This window comes from Mogibacterium timidum ATCC 33093 (genome assembly GCF_000525775.1).
Lineage (GTDB): Bacteria > Bacillota > Clostridia > Peptostreptococcales > Anaerovoracaceae > Mogibacterium > Mogibacterium timidum.
This window is the reverse complement of the sequence record NZ_JALU01000021.1, coordinates 17598-40468: the sequence shown is the minus strand read 5'-3', so window position 1 is coordinate 40468 and position 22871 is coordinate 17598. Positions and strand designations below refer to the sequence as shown.

Sequence of the window (22871 nt, the reverse complement as noted above, 5' to 3'; positions counted from 1 at the left end):
GGTCTATATCTCTCTTCTTCCTTCCATCGCCTTGAGCAGTGTCACCTCGTCTGCATACTCCAGATCCCCTCCGACAGGAATACCGTGTGCAATCCTCGTCACCTTGATTCCGGACGGTTTGAGCAGACGCGCAATATACATCGCAGTCGCCTCACCCTCGATGTTAGGATTGGTCGCCACGATTATCTCGTCCACCTCATCATGCTGCTGAAGACGCGTAATCATAGATTTGAGATTAATATCGTTTGGTCCGATTCCCTCCACCGGAGAAATAGTGCCGTGGAGCACATGATAGAGTCCTTTAAATTCCCGAATCCTCTCCATCGCTATCACATCCTGCGGGCTTTCGACCACACAGATTTTCGTGTGATCGCGCGACTCGCCACTGCAAATCTCGCATGGATCGGTATCTGTCAAGTTACCGCAGATTGAGCAGTAATGCAAGCTCTTTTTGGCATTAACTATAGAATTTGCAAGAGCCTCTGCCTCATGTTCGTCGAGAGCCAGTATGTGAAATGCCAGCCTCTGTGCCGTCTTGCCTCCGATGCCGGGAAGCTTAGATAGCTCATTTATTAACTTGTTCAGTGGCTTAGGATACTGCCTCATCTCTGCACCGGTCCTGCCTATAGTCCCAGTCCCGGGATGTCGAGTCCGCCCGTTACCTTGCTCATCTCGCTCTCTGCGATAGCGTCAATCTGACGCATACCCTCATTGACAGCTGCCATGATGAGATCCTGCAGCATTTCTACATCCTCCGGATCCACTACATCCTTGTCGATGACGAGCTTGGTAACTTCCTTGTTTCCGTTTACTGTCACCTCAACTGCACCGCCTCCGGCAGTCGCAGTAGTCTCCTGCTCGGAGATAGAAGCCTGTGCAGCCTCCATGTCGCGCTGCATAGCCTGCAGCTGTTTCATCTGCTGCTGCATATTGCCGGCTCCTCCACCTGCCTTCTTCTTCTTTCCTGCTCTCATTCCTTTGCCCATGATTTAGTCCTTTCCGGTTATATAATTACCTCTATTTTATCTCTATCTCGGACACTCCGAAATATTCCGCAATATCCTTTGCCGTCTCCTCGACTACCTCATCCTTCGTCTCCGTTTCCTCGACGATATCCTCTGCAAAGGCAGCCTCATGAGGCTCATCTGACTGGCTCAATTCCCTCGCATCCGCAGGGTTGTAGTCAACCGGTTTAAGGTTGATGTAGAAATTCCCTCCATACAGTCCCTTTGTTATCGAGTTGAGTCTGTCAAGCGCTTCATCTGCCATCATCAGCTTAGTTCTCTTGACTTCCACGGTCAGCTCACCGTTATACACGTCCACCAGACGGGTGTATTTAACAACCATCGCCTTGAACATCCTGTCCTCGCTCGGCATCCGGTCGCTTATCCTATCCCACATCTCGTCCAGGTTAGGATTCATCTCATACTCTACTATATGTCTGTCCTCCGTTGCTCCCTCCAGCGGATTAAACTTCGGTTCAAACAGAGGCTTCGGTTCCTCGCCCGGCTTCTGCCCTGATTCGGCTTCTGTGAATTGAACATCGTACTCCCCGTCTGCACAGGTTGGCACCCCCGTCTTTTTCGCTGCGCGCTGCTCCGTTCCCGGCTCTGTCCGGTGCGATGCTGAGTGTGCTGCCGGGCGAGCGTCCTGCCTTGCGGTCGTCCCGGTCGATATCCGCGAGTTAATCACTCTCGGCTCCACCCTAATCTCTGAGCTCTCACCGACTATCAGTTTGATAACTGACGTTTCAAGCAATATCCTCGGCATAGTCGAGTACTTAGCCTTGTTGACCGCATCGGAGAGCAACCTAATACCATAATTTATGTCTTGATCGCTGAACGATTTTGCCTGAGTAGCGATACGGGCGGTATTTTCGTTAGAAGCATTTACAAGCTCCGACGGATCCTGCACATATTTGCAGATCATCAAATTTCTATAGTGCATGAGCCAGTCCGCCAGCAGCTGCTTGGCATCCTTTCCAATTCTGACCATGCTGTCTATATCTGCCAACGCATTGCCGGCCTCTCCATTTCTAATCGCGTCCGTCAGCCGGAGATAAAAATCGTTGCCTACGCCGCCGGTATACTCAAGCACAAGGTCTCCGGTAATCAGCTCATCACCGGCGTTGATGCACTGCTCAAGCAAGCTAAGCGCATCTCTAACCGAACCGTCTGCCTTGCGAGCTATCATCGATAGAGCGTCGGTATCAATCGCTATGTCCTTCTCGTTGCAAATCCTGCCCATACCCTCTACCAGATCATTTTCCGACACGTGCCTAAAATTGAGTGTAAGACAACGTGACTTAATAGTTGGTTTGATCTTCTCCGGATTAGTTGTCGCAAGTATGAATATCACGTGCTCCGGCGGTTCTTCAAGCGTCTTGAGGAAGGCGTTCTCAGCTGAGTCCGTGAGCATATGCGCCTCGTCAATTATATACACTTTGTATTCACCGACTGTTGGCGGATACTGCACCGATTCCGTAATCTGCCTCAGGCTCTCAACTCCGTTGTTGGAAGCTGCATCAAGCTCTACTACGTCAAGGAATCTGCCTGCAGTAATTGCTCTGCAATTGGCGCACTCACCACACGGCAGAGCAATGCTCGGGTCATCGCAAGTACAGTTAACAGCTTTTGCAAGGATTCTTGCTGTAGTTGTTTTACCCGTGCCTCTGGTTCCTGCAAATAGGTAAGCCTGGCTGACTGTGCCTTTCTTGATCTGGTTGCGGAGGATCTTGACGATATGCTTCTGCCCTATGATTTCCTCAAAGCGCTCCGGCCTTTCAGACCTGTACAATGCTAGATGCATGTCTTTACCTCCTGGTTCACTCGCCTGTTCGCCACCATGTTGATGGCCATATACTAATTGAGCTCTTAGGTACCTTGCGGCCGATAGGAGGCTAATCTGCGGCACATGAGATGTCCCGCTTAATGCTGCTTCCTCTCGGACCTGACATGGTTCACGGTTTCCCATTGCGCAGGACCCCCCATAAACCGCAAGCTGCCTAAGAGCACTTTAGTATTATATTATCTATATCAACCAGTGTCAATCAATCGTGTTGCAGTCGATCCGGCCAAATTACAGGATTGTCAGACATATGTGACAATCCCGGACATCCATCCTATGTTCTTATCTTCCATATCTAATCCCTTGTTTAAAGGCTATATGCTATATAATTACAGCCTTCGATCCATCCCTCTTGTAGGCTGTGTCGTGCAAGATAAGTTTTCCGTGTATTGCATTTTGATGTCCGGTTATCGCCAGCGGAATAAACAGAGATTTGACGAGGTAAAGCACTATAAAACCCATGAACAGCACGCTGCTTTTAATGTCATAGTGATTTACGAGCCCCTCATACAGTATTGCTCCGTTTAGCAGTACATTTGAGAGAGTCGCCAAACTTGCCGGCAAAATATTGCTGCGCAATTGCGGTTTAAAGAGCTTTATCACATACAGGCTGAGCACTGAAATATTATAGATACATATCGGTTTCAGTTCTTTTCTGTAGATGATTAGGCTCTTTCGATTATAGAAGAGGTAACTCGCTTTTGGTTTCAACGCTCTATACTCGTTTACCCAGACATGAGCGACAGAGTTTATATCATCCCAAGGTACGAGAAGATCTATCTTTTTGATGTATATTCCTGAACCTCCAACCGAAAACTTCCAGCTTGTAAAGCTTAAAATAACGGATAGAGCTATCAGAACGCCAAAACCTCGGCACGCAAACTGTCCCGGTGCCATGCTGATTTCTACTTTACCGAAGCTGATGGTGATTGCCTGATCTCCTACTTCATGGTATGCAATTACATACAAGCTCGTAACGGCAAACATCAATACAAATATAAAGTATCTAAAATAAATACTGTGAAGTTTGATCCCTTTTTCCATTTATATATTCCTTAAAGCCAATATAATTCAGCTAAGCTGTAGATTTAAAACTCTAAACTGATTCACATAGTCGTTTTATCACACGAATTTCACACAATCAAATCTGTATGTTCTAAGTCCTTGAATGCGATCTTGACCTTGTTTAGAATGTCCATATACAGCCCCCTCAAGAAGTTTTTACTGTTGATTCGTATATCTAGGTCGCCATATAACACCATGTAACAAAGACACTCTCTGCCAATAAACGGTGACAATATATAGCTATATAGCGGGGGGTACGGACATAAACCTAGTAGTTCCCCGTTCCAAAGGCTTCTGCCATATCTCTATCCATGAAGAAATGTAACCCCGGGGAGTCATCCATCCAACCGTAGGCAGAAAATCCGTTATCAGGATACACAGTTTTCCCCACTTCATAAACGAAATCATGGTCTACCATTGCTGTTTCCCAAGTAAAGTCCTGCGTACGTTCTGAATTTGTAATAGAGAGAACCTTTGCGAATTCGGCTCGTCCTGCATCAGCCGGAACCAGAAGTTGGATAACCCGGTGATTAGCACCAACCTTCCAACAGATGAAGGAACCCTTTTGGGGAACTGCATCACCAAACCACTTTGTTTTTTCGTTAACCTTCACATTTTCCAAATTGCTGAATTCAAGGGCGGCATAGTAGAAATTCGTGCCGGAAAAATCACTATCCTGCATGTCCAATTCTCGAAAAGAAGCATCTGATGCGTCAGCGTTTGTGAGTCTGACACCTCTCATACTGCACTCTACAAAAAAACATCTGCTTACATTACGATGATCCATGTTGGCATCCGTGAAATCCACTTTTCAAAACGAGTCAGGAAAAATCAATATTTGACAGATTCATGCCGCTGAGGTCGACGCTACATATTCGCTTGCGCGAAAGATCTAAAGTCTTCTCCGGTTGTCGTTCATTGAGAACGTCCGTGAGCCACTTTACGTCAACAATCACTGCCTTCCCCCGATTCTATTTCTCCTGCACCTGCTTGCCACTTATGTGCTCCACTAATATCTCGAACATCTGTACTGCTCTGCCGGCATGCCTTATTTCATCTACAACCATCTGCTCTGTCGGATAATACTTCATCGCAAAGTTCTTAAGTGCAGCCATCGCCACATCGTTATCCTTTATTGGACAGCATCTGCCGAATACTACTACGCTCTGAACGTAAGGCGCCCAGTCTTCATCCTTAATCATCTCGTCACCGTATACCGTAAAGCACACTTTATCGGACTTAATGAGCGACTCCACCTTGTAACCTGCACCGGCGCTATGAAAGAATATTTTCTGCTGCTCATCGTCATACAGATAATTGATTGGAATCGCGTATGGATATCCGTCATCGCCGTTAACCGCCAACATGCCTCTTCTGGAACTTGCCAATAGTTCCTTAGCTGCTTCCAAGCTTATTGCTTTTTTCTTTCTGCGTAACTCTCTGAACATCTTTACCTCCTGCATTTTCTCTTGAATATACCTTCTAAATGCAACAATTAAGAAACGACTTATAATCTATTATAATGGCATTTGCAAAAACATCCAAGTAACCGTGCAGAGGCTATGAGTCATATCTTTTATCAAAATCCGAATTTATTTGATGATATAAATTTCTTCGTTTTTTGTTTCGGGACTCTTCTGAATTACTGTGAAAAACAATGTTTGATGCACAAGCCGGTCGGGATCTCTGGAATCGCAGCTCGTTTCATGTCGGAATCTTGATTCGCTTTCCTTTTCGGTATCGAATATAAAATATTGCCGTTAAGATCACATTCAAGAGCGTAACAACGATACTTGATTCTATGTTGTATACACATCCTGACAACAGAATGTTTCCGGATGACGTTATAGCAAACATGCTCGGATAATCATCAGTCAAGCTTACCCCGCCGAGAACTAAAGCCCCGATGATATTACATATTGAATGCGCCATGATAGGTGCGAGGATCGTTTACTCCGACTCATATAGCGCCGCAGTAAAAGACACATTGTAATAATATTTATTACAGGAATGGCCCCCGCTTCAACTGCTCCGCTATGCATAAGCATAAAAATCGCGGTTGTGACAATAACGGCTGCAGACAGGTTGTACCTCTCTTTCAAAAGCTGATATATGTATCCTCTTACAAGGCGTTCCTGCATTATGGCACTTGAATTGTCAAGTCAAGTGCAACGAGGTTGAATTCTGAATTTATAATTATCAACCTGCTCTTTCGCTTCAGCAACAGCTTTCTTATTTTCTTCTGCATTATCCGCTATATATGCATCTACCGCCTTCTCGTATCCTTCAACTTTAGCTTTAAACTCATTCGCGGCATGGATATGGGCGACAACGTTATTAATGGACGATGCCATATTGTTAAGTTTATCATTTATATTGTCAGGCTTTTCTGTTGATTCGATATCGCTCTTCACAGAGCCGTAAGCAGACTTGTATGCTCCAAAATATAAATCCTTAAATATCTTTAACATAATCCTCGCCACTTTTAGCAAGTGCCCTTGTGTCCTGATTGCCGTATTTCACATTCTGCTCAGGCATATTCGGCATCTTGAAATCAGCACTATAATTACCCGCCACAAGCCTCCTTGCAGCTGCTATGTTGCTGCCGTCATTGTTAAAAATAGCAGTTACGTTGTACTGTCCAAGCTCTACTTCATCTAGCAGTGCATTAATATATGCATATGAAAGCTTATTATTGAATTTGTTATATGTCTCAACTATGCCATCAAATGTGCCATCATGTGACGCTTTGCTCAGTTTATTGCTAATCTTATACTCGAGTTTAATCGGCTGTGGATTCCTGTAGTTAATATTCAGAATATTTGCTGACAGGTCTGCCGGGAAGAATACAGCTCCTGCATATGTCCCCTTCTTGACGCCTTCTTCAGCAGACGCACCCGAAACTACCTTGAACTTCTTCTTATCAAGTGTCTTGATGAACTCCTCCGAGTAATTAACTGTCTTGCCTGAATACTCAACACCTATATCTTGATTAACAACGGCAATATAATTGTTATGCGATGAGCCTTTATCTGTACTCCCGCTACTGCCTTTAGAACATCCTGTTAACGACATAGAAATCACCATTACGAAAACTAATACTATCGATGTAATTGACTTCTTTTTCAAAACTCCCTGCCTTATCCGGAAAACTATTACAAGATTTCGATACTTCCAATCGGCATGTAAATCAATCTGTGTAAATTTTCCAACACATAAACACCACAAAATATTCGCCGTTATTATCACATGATATCAATTTGTATGCCAAGGTCAATTAAGAAAAAGCTATTTTATGGGATGTTTTTATAGCCTTAACAGCCATTTTGGGGCCACAAAAAAAGAGCTCCTCCTCTCGGAGAAACCCTCATTTATATCTATCAGACAACTGCCCTTACACGAGCTCGAGATATACGACCTCCGCATTATCTCCCTGTCTAGGTCCCAGCTTAAGAACTCTTGTGTACCCACCGTTACGCTCTGCATACTCCGGTGCGATCTCGTCAAATAGCTTCGTTACGACATCTTCATCGAAGATGTATGCGAGAACCTGTCTCCTTGCATGAAGATCTCCTCGCTTAGCCAGAGTAATCATCTTCTCTGCTTCGCGACCTGCTTCCTTAGCTCTGTCAAGAGTGGTAGTGATTCTACCCTCTCTCAAGAGATCGGTTACGAGGTTCCTTAGCATGGATCTTCTGTGCGCAGAATTTCTGCCCAGCTTCTTGTAACCATTCATCAGTCTGTCTACTCCTTTCAGTTAGTTTTCGTCATTAGGCTTGAGGCTCAAACCGAGCTCGGCCAATTTATTCTTCACTTCTACAAGCGACTTCATTCCGAGGTTCCTAACCTTCATCATATCTTCCTCTGTACGCTGAGTCAGCTCCTGTACAGTGTTGATCGAAGCTCTCTTCAGGCAGTTAAACGAACGTACGGAGAGCTCCAGCTCTTCGATTGTCATTTCAAGGGCCTTCTCCTTACGAGCCTCACTCTTCTCGACCATGAAGTCCATCTCGTTCACCTCTGAACCCAGTCCGATGAACAGGTTCAGGTGCTCCAGCATAATCTTGGCACCGATGGAAACACCCTCCTCAGGTGTAATTGATCCGTCAGTCCAAAGCTCAAGTGTCAGCTTATCATAATCAGTCACCTGTCCAACTCTCGTATTCTCAACTGTGAAATTAACCTTCTTAACAGGTGTGAATATAGAGTCAACCGGAATAACTGCTATAGGAGTTGAATCTGTCTTGTTCTGCTCTGCAGGCACATATCCTCTTCCCGAAGCGATATTCATTTCCATTACCAGAGTTGCATTCTCTGCAAGAGTTGCAATATGTAAATCCGGATTAAAAATCTCCATATCGGAATCAACGATGATATCTGCTGCTGTCACCTCTCTGGCTCCAACAGCGTTGATGATTGCTCTCTTCTCCTCGTCGCCATTGATTCTTACAGCGAGTCTCTTTAAATTCAAGATAATCTCTGTAACATCCTCCTTGACGCCCGGGATTGTCGAGAACTCATGGAGTACACCGTCAATCTTGACCGAGGTGATAGCTGCTCCCGGCAAAGAGCTGAGAAGAATTCTTCTCATGCAGTTTCCGAGCGTCGTTCCATATCCTCTCTCGAGAGGCTCTACAACGAACTTTCCGTACCGGCCATTTTCGTCGATTTCTTTAGTAATTGTTGGCTTTACTATCTCGATCATTCTGTTCCTCCCATAAATTTACTGATCTAACGTTTATTAATTAATACTAAAAGCGATATGATTAATTAATCGAACGACTATCTCGAGTAGAACTCAACTATGTTGTGCTCTGCGATCGGTAAATCAATGTCTTCACGGCTTGGTGTAGTAACGATCTTACCCTCAAGCTTGTCAAGATCAATGCTAATCCACTGTGGAGTTGTAATAACCATTTCCTTGAGCTCCTTGAACTTAGGAGATGACTGAGACTTTTCCTTTACAGTGACTACATCTCCGGCCTTGAGCTCCATTGAAGGAATGTTTGCCTTCTTGCCATTAACCAGGAAATGCCCATGGTTAACCAGCTGTCTGGCTTCTCTTCTTGTAGCTGCAAAACCCATTCTGAATACAACGTTGTCAAATCTGCTCTCGAGCATTACGAGAAGGTTAGTACCAACCTGTCCGGTTCTCTTCTCCGCCTTAGCATAGAGATTTCTGAACTGCTTCTCCTGAAGTCCGTATACGAACTTAACCTTCTGCTTCTCGTTGAGCTGAAGACCATACTCGCTCTTCTTTCTTCTGCTCTGCTGAGCCTGTCTCTTAGATTTCTTATTTATACCCATGTACTGAGGCTCGATGCCTAGTGCCTTAGCTCTCTTCAGTACCGGTTCTCTATTTCTAGCCATGTATTGTTACTCCTCCTTCCGTTTAGACTCTTCTCTTCTTAGGCGGCCTGCATCCGTTGTGAGGAATTGGCGTAATGTCCTTAATCATTGTTACATTGAGCCCGGCAGTTTGCAGCGCTCTGATAGCAGCTTCTCTGCCGGAACCGGGACCCTTTACGTATACCTCCACCGTCTTGAGACCATGCTCCATAGCTGCCTTTGCTGCAACCTCCGCAGCGCTCTGTGCAGCGAAAGGTGTCGACTTTCTCGAACCTCTGAAGCCGTTTGAGCCAGCGCTTGACCATGATAGTGCATTTCCGTCCATGTCTGTTAGAGTAACTAGTGTGTTGTTAAATGTGGACTGGATGTGAGCCTGGCCTCTTTCAACGTTTTTACGTTCTCTTTTCTTCTTTCTAACTGTTTTCTTAACAGCTGCCATATTTCTCTACCTCCTTGCCCTTATTTCTTCTTGCCAGCAAGACGCTTAGGACCCTTGCGAGTTCTTGCGTTTGTCTTGGTCTTCTGACCTCTAACCGGGAGGCCTCTTCTGTGTCTGATTCCTCTGTAGCTTCCAATCTCCATCAGTCTCTTGATATTGAGGGAAACTTCTCTTCTGAGATCACCTTCTACGATATACTCAGTCTCGATGACTTTTCTAATCTTTCCGGCATCTTCTTCTGTAAGATCTCTTACTCTGATGTCACCATCTACTCCTGCTTTTGCGAGGATGTTCTTAGATGATACTAGACCGATTCCATAGATATAAGTGAGACCGATTTCGATTCTCTTATCTCTAGGCAGGTCAACTCCGGCAATTCTTGCCATTTCTTCCTCCTTTCCTATCTTCCGTCACCAGCCCGGGGGTGATATAGACAGGGGTTACATTTAATAAAGCTGTACTGAGTTCCCGGCAAAACAGCACGTCATAGCATTATAACCTATTTTACTAGCCTTGTCTCTGCTTATGCTTAGGATTCTCACAGATTACCATGACTTTTCCATGTCTCTTGATTACCTTGCACTTTTCGCAAATTGGCTTTACTGAAGCTCTAACTTTCATCTTGGCTCCTCCTTTAATTAGTTCTTATCACGCCACGTGATCCTCCCACGTGTCAAATCGTAAGGTGATAGCTCTACCTTTACTTTGTCTCCCGGGAGGATTCTGATGTAATTCATCCTAATCTTACCGGAAATGTGGGCGAGGACTTCGAAGCCGTTCTCTAGCTTAACCTTGAACATTGCGTTTGGCTGTGCGTCGATGACCGTGCCCATTACTTCGATCGAATTCTTTTTCGACATAAATTCAGTCTCCTTATATTAACGTGAGCAGTTCAGGCTCTCCGTCATTGATTGCTACGGTATTCTCATAGTGAGCAGCCAGGAGTCCGTCATCCGTAACAACTGTCCAGTCGTTAGCCAAGACTCTGGTTCCGTAGGAACCCTGTGTAATCATCGGCTCGATTGCCAGGACCATTCCCTCCTTGAGGTGTGGTCCTGTATGAGCATCTCCGTAATTAGGAACCTGTGGGTCTTCGTGAAGGTTACGTCCGACACCGTGCCCCAAATAGTCTCTTATAACGCCGAAGCCATTCGACTCAGCGTATTCTTGAATAGCATGCCCTATGTCGTGTAGTCTATATCCTACCATGGCATACTTGACACCTTCAAAAAAGCTTTGCTTCGTCACATCGATCAGTTTACGAGCATCGTCACTGATTTCGCCTACAGCATATGTTCTAGCTGCATCGCTGCAATAACCCTTGTATGTCGATCCTGTATCAACACTAACTATGTCGCCTTCCTGAAGTATTCTCTTCTTGGAAGGGATCCCATGTACTACTTCTTCATTGACAGATACGCAAGCCGCTGCAGGAAATCCACCGTACCCCTTGAAGGTCGGCTTCATCTTGTAGTGGTGTATTCTATCCTCTACAAAACTATCTATTGCGTGTGTCGTTACACCGGGTTTGATGAATCCCTCGAGATCTCGAAGGATTTCACCTGTAACCTTAGCAGCCTCACGCATGATATCAATTTCTCTTTTCGACTTAATTATTACCATACCTATTTAGCCTCTATTGCCTTTACAACGTCTGCGAAGACCTCTTCGTGGCTCTTCTCTCCGTCAAAGTCAACGAGCACGCCCTGCTTCTCATAGTATCCGATGAGCACAGCAGTTTCGCTCTCGTACACGTTAATTCTGTTTTCTACAGTTTCGCGATTGTCATCCTTGCGCTGGATCAGCTCTCCGCCACAACGATCGCAAATTCCTTCCTTCTTAGGTGGAACATTCACTACATGGAAGCTTGCACCGCAGGCTTTGCACACGCGCCTACCCGAAATGCGCTCAACGAGAACGTCCTTTCTAACTTTGAAGTTAAGAACTATGTCCAGCTTTTGTCCGTTCTTAGATAGGAATTCATCCAGCTGCTCAGCCTGGAGGATCGTCCTTGGGAAGCCGTCGAGGAGGAAACCATCCTTGCAGTCATCCTGCTGAAGTCTGTCTGTAACTAGGTCAACTACCAGCTCATCCGGCACTAACTTACCCTCATTAATGTAGCCCTGTGCCTTTTTACCAAGCTCCGTTCCTTCCTTGATATTAGCTCGGAAGATATCCCCTGTAGAGATATGTGGAACATTGTATTTTTCAATTACCTTGGCTGCCTGTGTGCCTTTGCCGGCTCCAGGAGGGCCAAGTAAAACAGCTCTTAGCATCTTCTTTGCCATCCTTTCCTAAACGGTTACTTAAGAAATCCTTGATAGTTCCTATTGAGCATCTGATTTTCAATCTGCTGCACTGTATCTAATGCTACACCTACAGCGATAAGCAGTGATGTTCCACCAAACGATAGCTGTAACGGAGTGAACTCGCTCATTACCGTTGGTATAGTAGCTACTGCTGCCAAGAACACGCCTCCTACGAAGCAAAGTCTCGACATAATTCTGGATAAATACTCCTCAGTTGCTGCACCAGGTCTAATTCCCGGAACGAAACCGCCGCTCTGTCTCATATTATCCGCAACTTCTTCCGGCTTGAATGTAATTGCCGTATAGAAATATGTGAAGAACAGTGTCAGCGTGATATTTAATATTGCATAAACCCAGATTCCCGGATCTCCTGATGGGGATAGATACTTCGACATCCACTTTGCAAACGCAGACTGTGGAACGAAATAAGTTATAGTGAGCGGGAACTGAAGCAACGACAGCGAGAAGATAATTGGAATAACTCCCGCTTGGTTAACCTTCATAGGGATGTGTGTCGACTGACCGCCATACATCTTTCTTCCTACCATACGCTTAGCGTACTGTACCGGAATCTTTCTTGTTCCCTGCTGCATCAGTATGATTACAACCGTTATTAACACTGCCACAATGACTAATGCAATTACAGCTACTACACTTAGTGCCCCTTCTTTGACCTGCGTGTGAATTCCTCGAATAGCTGTTGGAATCCTTGCAATAATGCCGCCGAAGATGATTAGCGAGATGCCGTTTCCGACTCCGTATTCGTTAATCTGCTCTCCTAGCCACATTAGGAACGCGGTTCCTGCTGTCAGGACCATAATAATTACGATCATCGAGAAGGCGCTGCGGTTGACAATCGCTCTCCTGAAAAGACCAATCGTCAAACCCGTTGCCTGAATCAATCCTAGTACTATGGTTAAATATCTCGTTATAGTCGCCATCTTCTTACGACCTTCATTGCCCTCCTTCGAGAGTCTCTCAAAGTACGGGAAAGCTATTGTAAGGAGCTGGACGATAATTGAAGCGGTTACATACGGAGTGATACTCAAAGCAAATATTGTGAAATTGCTAAACGCTCCTCCGGAAAACAAATCAAACAAGTCGAGAAGCCCTGTCTGACCCTTGAACATCTGAGCAAGATAATCTCTATTAATCCCTGGAACCGGAATGTTGGATCCAATCCTGAAAATCAGCATTATCATGAGAGTAAAAAGAATCTTCGCGCGAATCTCCTTTACGTGCCATGCCTTAGAGAGTGTCTTGAGAAGTTCCATGACTAGATAACCTCTGCCTTTCCGCCTGCCTTTTCAATCTTTTCGGCAGCGCTCTTGCTGAATTTCTCAGCCTTTACAGTTAGCTTCTTCTTCAACTCGCCGTTACCAAGAACCTTAACGCCATCCTTAACCTGCTTAACAAGTCCGGACTGAAGCATAAGGTCGAAATCTACGACTGTACCTTCTTCAAATCTGTTTAGGTCTACAACATTAACCTCAGCAAATTCCTTAGCGAAACGATTTGTAAATCCTCTCTTAGGAATTCTTCTGTATAGTGGCATCTGTCCACCCTCAAAGCCCAGACGTACTCCGCCTCCGCTTCTCGAGTTCTGACCGTTCATACCCCTGCCGCCGGTGGTTCCCTGGCCGGTACCCTGACCGCGACCTCTTCTCTTGCGAACCTTGGTTGCTCCCTCAGCTGCCTTTAATTCGTGAAGTCTCATTGTCCTGCACCTCCTATAGTTCTTCCACATCTAGAAGATGAGAAACCTTAGCAATTGCACCGCGCGTCGCGGATGAATCAGCTAATTCAACCGAATGATGCAGCTTCTTGAGGCCAAGAGCTTCTACTGTCTTCTTCTGCTTAGGAGTTGCGCCAATAACACTCTTTACTAAAGTAATCTTTAATGTCTTTGCCATTTGCGTCTTCCTCCTATCCTAAAATTTCCTCAGGTGTCTTACCGCGACGCTTAGCAACCTCATCTACTGTTGTAAGACTTTTCAGTCCCTCTAGTGTTGCCAGCGCCATATTTCCTGTGTTGCTCGAACCAAGCGACTTAGCTCTCACGTCCTTGAGTCCGCAAGCTTCCAATACTGTACGTACGGAAGATCCTGCGATAACTCCGGTACCTTCTGCTGAAGGCATGATCAAAACCTTGCCTGCTCCGAAAATTCCTACAGTCTGGTGAGGAACTGTTGTTCCTACCATAGGTACGAATATTAATTTCTTCTTAGCATCTTCAGTTGCTTTTCTTACAGCTTCAGGGATCTCCTGAGCCTTTCCGAGGCCAATGCCTACATGGCCTGCGCCATCTCCAACTACTAGAGTTACGGAGAACTTCATGTTCTTACCGCCCTTAACAGTCTTCGAAACACGTCTGATGTTTACGATGGTTTCAGTAAGTTCAAGCTTAGATGCATCTATTCTCGTGCGCATTCTGTATCCTCCCTTAGAATTCTAATCCTGCTTCACGTGCACCATCAGCGAGTTCTTTAACTCTGCCGTGATAAAGGTATCCGCCTCTATCGAAGCAAACCTCTTTGATGCCCTTAGCTACAGCCTTTTCGCCTACCGCTTTGCCTACCTGCTTAGCTGCGTCTTTATTTCCACCGTTTACAATGCTCGCCTTAAGCTCCTTATCGAGAGACGAAGCGGCAACAAGAGTTGTTCCGTTAACATCATCGATGACCTGAGCTGAGATATTGCTGTTTGATCTAAATACGCACAGTCTTGGCTTCTCGGGAGTTCCAAAAACGTCTTTTCTGACTCTGGCATGTCTCTTGAGTCTTCTGTCATTTCTGCTTGCTTTTGCCATTTTTCAAATCCTCCCTTCTCTATGCGGAAGCTCCGCTCTTTCCTTCCTTCTTGTGTATAACTTCTCCATCGTAGATGATTCCCTTGCCCTTATATGGCTCAGGCTTTCTCCAAGCTCTGATATTAGCAGCGTAGTTTCCTACCTCCGCCTTATCGCAACCCTTTACAATAATGGTGGTTGCATCAGGAGTCTCTGTTGTGATTCCTGCCGGATCCTTCATCTCAACCGGATGTGAGAATCCGAGCTTCATAACGAGTGTGTCACCCTGCTTTGCAACGGTATAACCTACACCGTTAACAGTCATCTTTACCTCAAAGCCCTTGGAAACACCCTCAATCATGTTGTTGATGAGTGTCCTTCCAAGTCCGTGCTGAGCCTTGTCGAACTTAGAATCGGATGGTCGCTTAACGGTGAGGACGTTTTCCTCAATCTCCACAGTCAGTGTCTCACCTATCTTGTGGCAAAGCTCACCCTTAGGGCCTTTTACCTTAATTACATTATTTTCCTCTACGGCTATCTCCACGCCGGCAGGAATTGTAATTGGTCTAACGCCTATTCTTGACATATCCTATACCTCCTACCAAACGTAACAAATAACTTCGCCGCCGACTCCGAGCTTACGCGCTTCCTTATCGCTGATAACACCCTTAGATGTAGATACGATAGCAATTCCGAGGCCGCCGAGCACCTTAGGTACCTGGTCTGCCTTTGCATAAACTCTCAGACCCGGCTTCGAGATCTTCTTGATCCCGTAGATTGTCTTTTCCTTATTTGGGCCGTACTTAAGCTCTACAGTGATGGTCCCCTGTGCATTGTCCTGAGCGACTGAGTAATCCTTGATGAAGCCCTCGTTCTTGAGGATCTCCGCGATAGACTTCTTCATCTTGGATGCAGGGATTTCTACCGTAGCATGTCCGGCTGTGTTGGCATTTCTAATTCTTGTTAGCATATCTGCTATTGGATCTGTCATTGCCATTACAGTGTTTCTCCTTTCTCTACGTGGTTCCTGCACGTGTTAAGCGTGACAGGCCTGCGCAAAATAACCTACCAGCTTGCTTTCTTAACACCCGGGATTTCACCCTTGTAAGCAAGCTCTCTGAAGCAGATACGGCAGACGCCATACTTCTTCAGAACCGAATGTGGTCTTCCACAAATCTTGCATCTTGTATAAGCCCTTGTTGAATACTTAGGCTTTCTGGTCTGCTTAACTTTCAGTGAAGTTTTAGCCATGTTCCCCTCCTAAATTACTTCTCAAAAGGCATTCCGAGGAGCTCAAGTAACGCCTGTGCTTCCTCATCTGTCTTAGCTGTTGTGGTAAATACAATGTTCATTCCCTTGATAGTCTCTACATCATCGTAAACGATTTCCGGGAAAATAAGCTGCTCTCTAATTCCCATTGAATAATTGCCTCTACCATCGAAAGAATTCTTGCTAACGCCCTTAAAGTCTCTAACTCTAGGAAGAGAAAGATTGAAGAACTTATCTGCGAATGCGTACATTCTGTCACCTCTAATAGTGACCTTAGCTCCTACAGGCATTCCCTGTCTAACCTTAAAGTTAGCGATGGACTTTCTTGCCTTAGTAACTACAGGTCTCTGTCCGGAGATGAGAGCGAGTTCCTTTACAGCGCTTTCGAGGATCTTGGAATTGTCCTTAGCTTCGCCAAGACCCATGTTAATTGTGATCTTCTCCAGCTTCGGAACTTCCATACTGTTGGAGTAGTTGAACTTCTCCTTGAGTGCTGCAAAAACACTTTCGTCATACTTAACTCTTAGTCTGTTTGACACTGTCTCTCCTCCTTTCCTAGTCTACTACGGCATTGGTTTTCTTAGAATATCTAACCTTCTTGCCGTTTTCTATCTTAGTTCCCAGTCTTACACCCTGCTTGCTGTCCTTCTCGTAGAACATAACATTGGATGCGTCGATAGGCCCTTCTATATGCTTAATCTCGGATGCGGATGTTCTTGTAGCCTTTGCGTGCTTAGTCTGTACGTTAACGCCCTCAACAACAACCTTGTTAGCCTTTGGAATAGCTCTTAGAACTGTTCCAACCTTGCCCTTGTCCTTTCCCGAGATAACTACGACTGTATCGCCTTTTCTAATCTGCATTTGTACACCCCCTATAATACTTCCGGTGCCAAAGACACAATCTTCATAAAGCCGTTATCTCTAAGCTCCCTTGCAACAGGTCCAAAAATACGTGTTCCTACAGGGTTCTTATCGCTTCTGTCTTTGATAATTACAGCAGCGTTCTGATCGAACTTAACGTAGCTTCCGTCATCTCTTCTGGCTCCGCTCTTCGATCTAACTACAACTGCCTTTACAACGTCACCTTTCTTAACAACTCCACCTGGAGCAGCATCCTTAACGGAGCAAACAATGATGTCTCCAATATTAGCATACTTGCGGCCTGTGCCTCCAAGGATACGAATGCAAAGGAGCTCCTTAGCTCCGGAATTGTCGGCAACTCTCAATCTTGTTTCTGTCTGTATCATGATTTGTCGCCTCCCTATTTAGCCTTCTCAACTATCTCGACAAGTCTCCACCTCTTATCCTTAGAAAGAGGCTTTGTCTCCATAATTCTTACTCTATCGCCGATGCCACACTCATTGTTCTCGTCGTGAACCTTGAACTTCTTAGTTCTCTTAACAGCCTTTCCGTAAAGAGAATGTCTTACTGAATCCTTTGTAGCAACAACAACTGTCTTATCCATCTTGTCGCTTACAACTACTCCAGTTCTGGTCTTTCTGCTATTTCTTTCCATTGTACATCCTCCTTCCTTTAAGCTTCAGGCTTATCCATTTCCCTGATTATAGTCTTTACTCTGGCAATATCTCTTCTGATCTCTCTCATCTTCACAGGATTGTCAAGCTGTCCGGTAACGTGCTGGAATCTCAGATTGAAGAGCTCCTGCTTCATTCTGGCGAGCTCGGCTGTTCTCTCCTGATCAGTCATCTTTCTTATTGTATTCAGATCCATTATTCGTCACCACCCTTTGCTTCCTGGCCCTTGACAACGAACTTGCACTTGATAGGCAGCTTGTGAGAAGCAAGTCTCAAAGCCTCCTTGGCCTGTGCTTCAGTTACGCCCTCAAGTTCGAACATTACTCTGCCCGGCTTAACGACTGCTACCCAATATTCAGGAGCACCCTTTCCGGATCCCATTCTAACTTCTGCTGGCTTCTTAGTGATTGGCTTATGTGGGAAGATTTTGATATAAACCTTTCCGCCTCTCTTGATAGATCTGGTCATCGCAATTCTGGCAGCCTCAATCTGCTTGGAGTCAATCCATGCAGGCTCTTCGGCAACTAGACCAAACTTTCCGTATGTAACGGTGTTGCCCTTTGTCGCAACACCCTTCATTCTGCCTCTGTGGACTCTTCTGCGTTTAACGCGCTTTGGCATTAACATGGCAAGTCTCTCCTTTCTATGATTATTCTTCTGTTCCCTGTGCTGTCTCAGCTACTTCAGGAGCAGGAGCCGCCTCAGTAACCTTAGGTGCCTTTCTAACCCTTGTGGTTGCCGGCTTTACCTCAGGTCTTGCTTCGCGGTGATCATTTCTTCTGTTTCCGAAGCTTCTCTTTCTGTCTCTCTTGTCGTTTCTTCTCTGCTTGCGATCTCTTCTATCGTTCTTTGACTGCTCAGGAATAGTCTCCTTGAGACCCTTATCCAGAATCTCGCCGTGGTTAATCCACACCTTAACACCGATCTTACCGTAAGTAGTATCAGCCTCTGCAAATCCATAATCGATATCAGCTCTGAGCGTGTGTAGCGGAACATTCCCTTCGCTGTACTTCTCACTTCTGGCGATTTCAGCACCGCCAAGTCTTCCTGAAACAAGAACCTTGATGCCCTTAGCTCCGGCCTTAACTGTTCTCTGGATTGCGGACTTCATAGCTCTTCTGAAAGAAACTCTTCTCTCGAGTGCCTGTGCAATGCTTTCAGCTGTCAGCTGCGCATCGAGCTCTGATCTTCTTACCTCTTCGATGGAAATCTCTACGGTCTTGCCCGTGAGCTTAATGAGACTCTTTTTGAGCTCGTCAATTCCATCTCCGGCTCTTCCAATTACCATTCCCGGTCTGGCTGTTGCTATAATTATCTTCACCTTATCGGCTGCAGGTCTCTCAATTACGACACTTGCAACGCCGGCAGCGTAAAGCTTCTTCTTAACGTAATTTCTTACTTTATTATCCTCAACAAGGAAATCAGCAAAGTTAGTCTTGTCAGCGTACCACTTTGAGCTCCAATTCTTGTTGACTCCAACTCTTAATCCATGTGGATTAACCTTCTGACCCATCTGGCTGACCTCCTTCTACTGTTTCTACTGTTTTAGCAGCCTTTTCCTTAAGAGTTACACCAATGTGGCTTGTCCTCTTGAGGATCATCGATGCTCTACCCTGAGCTCCCGCTCTGAACCTCTTCATCGTAGGACCCTGATTTGCATATACCTCTGCAACGTAGAGCTCATCTGGATTCATGTCAAAGTTATTCTCAGCATTTGCTGCTGCGGACTGAACAACCTTCTCTACAAGCTCTGCGCCCCTTCCGGGTGTGAACTTGAGGATTGTCAATGCCTCGTTCAAATCTTTTCCTCTTACCAGGTCAGTAACAGGCTTTAGTTTGCTGGGAGACATTCTTACATACTTAGCAATTGCTTTTGCTTCCATATCAGCTTCTCCTTTCTTTATTTAGCCTTGTCACCGGCGTGACCCTTGTAAGTTCTGGTTGGAGCGAATTCTCCAAGTCTGTGACCTACCATATCTTCTGTGATGTATACAGGAACATGCTTGCGGCCGTCGTGAACGGCGATCGTATGTCCAACCATCTGAGGAAAAATCGTCGATGGTCTCGACCATGTCTTGATTACACTTTTTTCATTTGACTCGTTCATCGCTTCGATTCTCTTAAGGAGTTTCTTTTCGACGAAAGGGCCTTTTTTAAGCGATCTTCCCATTATATGCTCCTTTCTTATTTAGCATTTCTTCTTCTAACGATGTACTTGTTGGAATCCTTGTGCTTGTTACGCGTCTTGTAACCAAGTGTTGGCTTGCCCCAAGGTGTAACCGGGCTCTTACGTCCAACAGGTGCTCTACCTTCACCACCGCCGTGTGGGTGATCGTTAGGGTTCATTACAGAACCTCTTACTGTAGGTCTCCAACCCATGTGTCTCTTTCTGCCGGCCTTACCAATCTGGATATTAGCGTGCTCGATGTTGCCGACCTCTCCGATTGTAGCCCTGCAGTTGATTCTTACCATTCTGACCTCGCCGGACGGTAGCCTCACCTGAGCGTAGTTGCCTTCCTTAGCCATGAGCTGAGCTCCGTTCCCGGCTGATCTTACAAGCTGAGCACCCTTTCCGGGCTTCAGCTCGATATTATGGAGGATAGTACCTACCGGGATGTTCGCAATTGGCAGAGCATTTCCTACCTTGATATCCGAATCCGGGCCGGAAACTATTACATCTCCAACGCTTAGCTTGTTAGGAGCGATGATGTATCTCTTCTCGCCATCTGCATAAACCAGAAGTGCAATGTTTGCAGATCTGTTTGGGTCGTACTCGATAGTCTTAACTGTTGCCGGAATTCCGTCTTTATTTCTCTTAAAATCGATAATTCTGTACTTAGGTCTGTATCCGCCACCTCTATGTCTTACGGTGATCTTGCCTCTTACGTTTCTTCCTGAATGCTTCTTCAGAGTCTTTGTAAGGGATTTTTCCGGCTTGCTAACTGTAATCTCCTCAAAAGTCGAAACAGTCATGCCTCTCAGACCAGGAGTGGTTGGATTGTATTTCTTAATTCCCATTATTTACTCCTCCTATCTTACAGTCCCCGGAAGATCTCGATCTCTTTGCTGTCCTTAGCCAGAGTAACGATTGCCTTCTTATAAGAAGCCGTTCTTCCTACTGTTCTTCCCATTCTCTTAACCTTACCATTAACGTTCATGATATTTACCTTAGCCACCTCAACTCCGAAGATATCTTCGACAGCCTGCCTAACCTCGGTCTTATTAGCTGTATCAGCAACCCTGAAAACATATTTCTTGTCAGCCGACATGTCCATGCTCTGCTCGGTGATGATAGGCTTAAGTATTACGTCGTAACCGTTCTTCATTATGCGTATACCTCCTCAATTCTCTCAGCTGCTGCCTTAGTGAGCACGAGGCTGTAATGATTGATGATCTCATATACATTCATTGTGCCTACAAGTGCAGTTCTCACACCCTGAATGTTAGAAGCAGATCTGACAACGTTCTCGTCCTTCTCATCCATAACTATGAGGGTCTTCTTGTCAGCCTTGATGTTATCAAGAACCTTGACCATCTCCTTGGTCTTAGGCTCGTCAAACTTCAGCTCATCGAGCACGATGATCTCATTGTCAGCAACCTTTGCCGAGAGCACGGACTTAAGAGCAAGTCTCTTTACTTTCTTAGGGACTGAATATCTGTAATCCCTTGGCTTTGGTGCGAAGACAATTCCACCGCCTACCTGTGTAGGATCTGTTGTGCTTCCCTGTCTATGGCGACCTGTTCCCTTCTGTCTGAAAGGCTTGCGTCCGCCTCCTCTTACTTCACTTCTTGTCTTGGCAGATTGGGTTCCCTGTCTCTGGTTTGCCAAGTAATTCTTGATTACAGTCTGTACTGCGAATTCATTAGGCTCAATTCCAAAGATCTCATCGTTCAATGTAATTTCGCCCACCTCAGCACCGGCCATGTTAAGCATTGTTACTTTTGCCATTAGTGATTCCTCCTTTCTGCCTTTTATTTATTCTGTCCTTTAACCGCTCCCTTGACCTTAAGGAGTCCGCCCTTCTTGCCGGGAACAGCACCCTTAACGAGAAGTAGGTTGCGATCAGCGATAACCTTTACGAGAACGATGTTCTGTACTGTAACGGTATCTCTACCCATTCTTCCCGGAGCTTTGTTGCCCTTGAAGACTCTTGATGGATATGTACCGGCAGCAAGAGCACCTGCAAGTCTCTTATGCTTGGAGCCGTGAGTCATAGGTCCTCTGCGGTGTCCGTGTCTCTTGATGTTACCCTGTGTTCCCTTACCTTTGGAAACACCTGTAACGTCAAGCTTCATTCCTTCTTCGAAATCAGCAACTGTGATTTCCTGTCCTACCTCGTAAGTTTCTCCGTCTTCAACTCTGAACTCAGCGAGGTACTTTTTAGGGGTTGTGCCGCCCTTCTCAAAATGCCCAGTCATCGGCTTGTTGAGTCTCTGCGGCTTCTGCTCCTCGTAGCCGACCTGTACAGCGTTGTAGCCGTCAGTCTCGACTGTCTTGACCTGTGTTACTATTTCAGGTCCGGCTTCGATTACGGTAACTGGTACAACAGCGCCGTCCTCATTGAAGATCTGTGTCATGCCGACCTTCTTGCCCAAAAGTGTTTTCATAATTCTCCTCCTAGTGTCTTACAGCGGATCGCCCTGGTTTGGCCCTATTGCCCTCTCATGCGATCTTTCTAAAATCTAGCTTAGAGCTTGATTTCGATGTCAATGCCTGCCGGCATATCGAGCTTAGCAAGAGCGTCGGTTGTCTTTGTCGAAGCATTTGTAATGTCGATTAGACGCTTGTGAGTTCTCTGCTCAAACTGCTCTCTGCTGTCCTTGTACTTGTGGACAGCTCTGATGATTGTCACGACTTCCTTCTCAGTGGGAAGCGGAATAGGGCCTGATACTGTAGCGCCTGTTCTCTCCGCAGTCTCAACAATCTTTGCTGCCGACTTGTCCAATAGAGCATGGTCATAAGCCTTCAGTCTGATTCTGATTTTCTGTAATTCGCTCATTAGTAGTTCCTCCTGTTTGTACTGTTTTCGCTATGCTTGTACAGGACTCCGCCCGTTTTTATTCGCTGCGCCTCGCTCCTTACACTCTTTCGTGCGTTTCCTCGAGGTTTACACAAATTAAAAATGGCGAACCCCCTCGCCCTCGTCCCGCGAGGACAATTCTCCGCAGAAATTACCTGATAGCTCAGCAACTTCCTGCTTCATCGCCTTAAACAAGCTTTTAGATTATACATTGGTGAGTTTTGCAATGCAAGGCTTTTTTACACTTTT

The 22871-nt window shown here is 45.6% G+C and carries 40 protein-coding genes and 1 other RNA gene; all 41 read right to left on the bottom strand.

Annotated features, from left to right (window positions below):
- Positions 1-3: 3 nt before the first annotated feature.
- The 41 genes from recR to rpsJ all read right to left on the bottom strand — a co-directional run bounded on the left by recR (position 4) and on the right by rpsJ (position 22601).
- On the bottom strand, positions 4-606 hold the full coding sequence (gene recR, locus HMPREF0581_RS06065) for a recombination mediator RecR (protein ID WP_009643307.1): 603 nt from the start codon (positions 604-606) through the stop codon (positions 4-6).
- Positions 607-623: 17 nt separating this feature from the next.
- The gene (locus HMPREF0581_RS06060; protein WP_009643313.1) at positions 624-986 is read right to left on the bottom strand and encodes a YbaB/EbfC family nucleoid-associated protein; all 363 of its coding nucleotides are present in this window, start codon (positions 984-986) and stop codon (positions 624-626) included.
- 31 nt (positions 987-1017) lie between these two features.
- The gene (dnaX, locus tag HMPREF0581_RS08340) at positions 1018-2808 is read right to left on the bottom strand and encodes a DNA polymerase III subunit gamma/tau (protein WP_051426957.1); all 1791 of its coding nucleotides are present in this window, start codon (positions 2806-2808) and stop codon (positions 1018-1020) included.
- A 48-nt stretch (positions 2809-2856) separates the two neighbouring features.
- An RNA gene (ffs, locus tag HMPREF0581_RS08575) (signal recognition particle sRNA large type) lies at positions 2857-3025 on the bottom strand.
- A gap of 143 nt (positions 3026-3168) precedes the next feature.
- On the bottom strand, positions 3169-3891 hold the full coding sequence (locus HMPREF0581_RS06050) for a hypothetical protein (RefSeq protein ID WP_036381357.1): 723 nt from the start codon (positions 3889-3891) through the stop codon (positions 3169-3171).
- Between the two features lie 289 nt (positions 3892-4180).
- Positions 4181-4720 carry a pentapeptide repeat-containing protein gene (locus HMPREF0581_RS06045; protein WP_276324512.1) on the bottom strand — a complete coding sequence of 180 codons (540 nt, stop codon included), beginning with the start codon at positions 4718-4720 and terminating at the stop codon, positions 4181-4183.
- Between the two features lie 163 nt (positions 4721-4883).
- Positions 4884-5360, bottom strand: a complete 477-nt coding sequence (locus HMPREF0581_RS06040) for a pyridoxamine 5'-phosphate oxidase family protein (protein WP_009644416.1) — start codon at positions 5358-5360, stop codon at positions 4884-4886.
- A 447-nt stretch (positions 5361-5807) separates the two neighbouring features.
- The gene (locus tag HMPREF0581_RS09105) at positions 5808-6053 is read right to left on the bottom strand and encodes a CPBP family glutamic-type intramembrane protease (protein ID WP_178978042.1); all 246 of its coding nucleotides are present in this window, start codon (positions 6051-6053) and stop codon (positions 5808-5810) included.
- A gap of 21 nt (positions 6054-6074) precedes the next feature.
- Positions 6075-6383 (bottom strand): hypothetical protein, encoded by a 309-nt coding sequence (locus tag HMPREF0581_RS06035; RefSeq protein WP_009644442.1) that lies wholly within the window; start codon positions 6381-6383, stop codon positions 6075-6077.
- Positions 6367-7041 carry a YhgE/Pip domain-containing protein gene (locus HMPREF0581_RS06030; protein ID WP_156791979.1) on the bottom strand — a complete coding sequence of 225 codons (675 nt, stop codon included), beginning with the start codon at positions 7039-7041 and terminating at the stop codon, positions 6367-6369. Before HMPREF0581_RS06030 ends, HMPREF0581_RS06035 begins: the two co-directional genes overlap by 17 nt.
- Positions 7042-7306: 265 nt before the next feature.
- A complete protein-coding gene (gene rplQ / locus HMPREF0581_RS06025) occupies positions 7307-7648 on the bottom strand; it encodes a 50S ribosomal protein L17 (RefSeq protein WP_009644403.1) in 342 nt (113 codons plus the stop codon).
- A 21-nt stretch (positions 7649-7669) separates the two neighbouring features.
- Positions 7670-8617 (bottom strand): DNA-directed RNA polymerase subunit alpha, encoded by a 948-nt coding sequence (locus HMPREF0581_RS06020; protein WP_036381350.1) that lies wholly within the window; start codon positions 8615-8617, stop codon positions 7670-7672.
- 77 nt (positions 8618-8694) lie between these two features.
- The gene (gene rpsD, locus HMPREF0581_RS06015) at positions 8695-9282 is read right to left on the bottom strand and encodes a 30S ribosomal protein S4 (RefSeq protein ID WP_009644406.1); all 588 of its coding nucleotides are present in this window, start codon (positions 9280-9282) and stop codon (positions 8695-8697) included.
- A 22-nt stretch (positions 9283-9304) separates the two neighbouring features.
- Positions 9305-9700, bottom strand: coding sequence for a 30S ribosomal protein S11 (rpsK, locus tag HMPREF0581_RS06010; protein WP_009644391.1), 396 nt, complete (start codon positions 9698-9700; stop codon positions 9305-9307).
- A 20-nt stretch (positions 9701-9720) separates the two neighbouring features.
- Positions 9721-10086: a 30S ribosomal protein S13 gene (gene rpsM, locus HMPREF0581_RS06005; protein ID WP_009644385.1), complete on the bottom strand. Its 366-nt coding sequence runs from the start codon at positions 10084-10086 to the stop codon at positions 9721-9723.
- 121 nt (positions 10087-10207) lie between these two features.
- Positions 10208-10321, bottom strand: a complete 114-nt coding sequence (gene rpmJ / locus HMPREF0581_RS06000; RefSeq protein WP_009644389.1) for a 50S ribosomal protein L36 — start codon at positions 10319-10321, stop codon at positions 10208-10210.
- A 17-nt stretch (positions 10322-10338) separates the two neighbouring features.
- Positions 10339-10560: a translation initiation factor IF-1 gene (infA, locus tag HMPREF0581_RS05995; protein WP_009644424.1), complete on the bottom strand. Its 222-nt coding sequence runs from the start codon at positions 10558-10560 to the stop codon at positions 10339-10341.
- 13 nt (positions 10561-10573) lie between these two features.
- Positions 10574-11323, bottom strand: coding sequence for a type I methionyl aminopeptidase (map, locus tag HMPREF0581_RS05990; RefSeq protein ID WP_009644417.1), 750 nt, complete (start codon positions 11321-11323; stop codon positions 10574-10576).
- A 2-nt stretch (positions 11324-11325) separates the two neighbouring features.
- Positions 11326-11988 (bottom strand): adenylate kinase, encoded by a 663-nt coding sequence (locus HMPREF0581_RS05985; RefSeq protein ID WP_009644405.1) that lies wholly within the window; start codon positions 11986-11988, stop codon positions 11326-11328.
- 14 nt (positions 11989-12002) lie between these two features.
- Positions 12003-13283, bottom strand: coding sequence for a preprotein translocase subunit SecY (secY, locus tag HMPREF0581_RS05980; RefSeq protein ID WP_009644399.1), 1281 nt, complete (start codon positions 13281-13283; stop codon positions 12003-12005).
- 2 nt (positions 13284-13285) lie between these two features.
- Positions 13286-13726, bottom strand: coding sequence for a 50S ribosomal protein L15 (gene rplO / locus HMPREF0581_RS05975; protein WP_009644390.1), 441 nt, complete (start codon positions 13724-13726; stop codon positions 13286-13288).
- A gap of 13 nt (positions 13727-13739) precedes the next feature.
- Positions 13740-13922, bottom strand: coding sequence for a 50S ribosomal protein L30 (gene rpmD / locus HMPREF0581_RS05970; RefSeq protein ID WP_009644444.1), 183 nt, complete (start codon positions 13920-13922; stop codon positions 13740-13742).
- Between the two features lie 13 nt (positions 13923-13935).
- Positions 13936-14439 carry a 30S ribosomal protein S5 gene (gene rpsE / locus HMPREF0581_RS05965; RefSeq protein ID WP_009644448.1) on the bottom strand — a complete coding sequence of 168 codons (504 nt, stop codon included), beginning with the start codon at positions 14437-14439 and terminating at the stop codon, positions 13936-13938.
- A gap of 13 nt (positions 14440-14452) precedes the next feature.
- Positions 14453-14818 (bottom strand): 50S ribosomal protein L18, encoded by a 366-nt coding sequence (gene rplR / locus HMPREF0581_RS05960; protein WP_009644419.1) that lies wholly within the window; start codon positions 14816-14818, stop codon positions 14453-14455.
- Positions 14819-14837: 19 nt separating this feature from the next.
- The gene (gene rplF / locus HMPREF0581_RS05955; RefSeq protein ID WP_009644414.1) at positions 14838-15383 is read right to left on the bottom strand and encodes a 50S ribosomal protein L6; all 546 of its coding nucleotides are present in this window, start codon (positions 15381-15383) and stop codon (positions 14838-14840) included.
- Positions 15384-15395: 12 nt separating this feature from the next.
- Positions 15396-15794, bottom strand: coding sequence for a 30S ribosomal protein S8 (gene rpsH / locus HMPREF0581_RS05950; protein ID WP_036381345.1), 399 nt, complete (start codon positions 15792-15794; stop codon positions 15396-15398).
- Between the two features lie 68 nt (positions 15795-15862).
- Complete coding sequence (locus HMPREF0581_RS05945; protein WP_009644441.1) at positions 15863-16048, bottom strand: type Z 30S ribosomal protein S14; 186 nt, start codon at positions 16046-16048, stop codon at positions 15863-15865.
- 14 nt (positions 16049-16062) lie between these two features.
- The gene (gene rplE / locus HMPREF0581_RS05940) at positions 16063-16605 is read right to left on the bottom strand and encodes a 50S ribosomal protein L5 (RefSeq protein ID WP_009644411.1); all 543 of its coding nucleotides are present in this window, start codon (positions 16603-16605) and stop codon (positions 16063-16065) included.
- A gap of 16 nt (positions 16606-16621) precedes the next feature.
- Positions 16622-16927 carry a 50S ribosomal protein L24 gene (rplX, locus tag HMPREF0581_RS05935; protein ID WP_009644415.1) on the bottom strand — a complete coding sequence of 102 codons (306 nt, stop codon included), beginning with the start codon at positions 16925-16927 and terminating at the stop codon, positions 16622-16624.
- Between the two features lie 11 nt (positions 16928-16938).
- The gene (rplN, locus tag HMPREF0581_RS05930) at positions 16939-17313 is read right to left on the bottom strand and encodes a 50S ribosomal protein L14 (RefSeq protein WP_009644425.1); all 375 of its coding nucleotides are present in this window, start codon (positions 17311-17313) and stop codon (positions 16939-16941) included.
- 14 nt (positions 17314-17327) lie between these two features.
- Positions 17328-17582, bottom strand: coding sequence for a 30S ribosomal protein S17 (rpsQ, locus tag HMPREF0581_RS05925; RefSeq protein ID WP_009644423.1), 255 nt, complete (start codon positions 17580-17582; stop codon positions 17328-17330).
- 17 nt (positions 17583-17599) lie between these two features.
- The gene (rpmC, locus tag HMPREF0581_RS05920; RefSeq protein WP_009644418.1) at positions 17600-17797 is read right to left on the bottom strand and encodes a 50S ribosomal protein L29; all 198 of its coding nucleotides are present in this window, start codon (positions 17795-17797) and stop codon (positions 17600-17602) included.
- Positions 17797-18228: a 50S ribosomal protein L16 gene (gene rplP / locus HMPREF0581_RS05915; RefSeq protein WP_009644393.1), complete on the bottom strand. Its 432-nt coding sequence runs from the start codon at positions 18226-18228 to the stop codon at positions 17797-17799. The genes rpmC and rplP overlap by 1 nt, the downstream gene beginning before the upstream one ends.
- Before the next feature lie 22 nt (positions 18229-18250).
- A complete protein-coding gene (rpsC, locus tag HMPREF0581_RS05910; protein WP_036381340.1) occupies positions 18251-19114 on the bottom strand; it encodes a 30S ribosomal protein S3 in 864 nt (287 codons plus the stop codon).
- Positions 19098-19484 carry a 50S ribosomal protein L22 gene (gene rplV, locus HMPREF0581_RS05905; protein ID WP_009644447.1) on the bottom strand — a complete coding sequence of 129 codons (387 nt, stop codon included), beginning with the start codon at positions 19482-19484 and terminating at the stop codon, positions 19098-19100. Before rplV ends, rpsC begins: the two co-directional genes overlap by 17 nt.
- 17 nt (positions 19485-19501) lie before the next feature.
- Positions 19502-19771 (bottom strand): 30S ribosomal protein S19, encoded by a 270-nt coding sequence (rpsS, locus tag HMPREF0581_RS05900; RefSeq protein ID WP_009644437.1) that lies wholly within the window; start codon positions 19769-19771, stop codon positions 19502-19504.
- 14 nt (positions 19772-19785) lie between these two features.
- Positions 19786-20619, bottom strand: a complete 834-nt coding sequence (rplB, locus tag HMPREF0581_RS05895; RefSeq protein WP_009644440.1) for a 50S ribosomal protein L2 — start codon at positions 20617-20619, stop codon at positions 19786-19788.
- Positions 20620-20636: 17 nt separating this feature from the next.
- Positions 20637-20927: a 50S ribosomal protein L23 gene (gene rplW / locus HMPREF0581_RS05890; RefSeq protein ID WP_009644401.1), complete on the bottom strand. Its 291-nt coding sequence runs from the start codon at positions 20925-20927 to the stop codon at positions 20637-20639.
- Positions 20927-21550 (bottom strand): 50S ribosomal protein L4, encoded by a 624-nt coding sequence (gene rplD / locus HMPREF0581_RS05885; RefSeq protein ID WP_009644409.1) that lies wholly within the window; start codon positions 21548-21550, stop codon positions 20927-20929. The genes rplW and rplD overlap by 1 nt, the downstream gene beginning before the upstream one ends.
- Positions 21551-21573: 23 nt before the next feature.
- Complete coding sequence (gene rplC / locus HMPREF0581_RS05880; protein ID WP_036381337.1) at positions 21574-22209, bottom strand: 50S ribosomal protein L3; 636 nt, start codon at positions 22207-22209, stop codon at positions 21574-21576.
- An 80-nt stretch (positions 22210-22289) separates the two neighbouring features.
- Positions 22290-22601, bottom strand: coding sequence for a 30S ribosomal protein S10 (rpsJ, locus tag HMPREF0581_RS05875; RefSeq protein ID WP_009644436.1), 312 nt, complete (start codon positions 22599-22601; stop codon positions 22290-22292).
- Positions 22602-22871 lie beyond the last annotated feature (270 nt).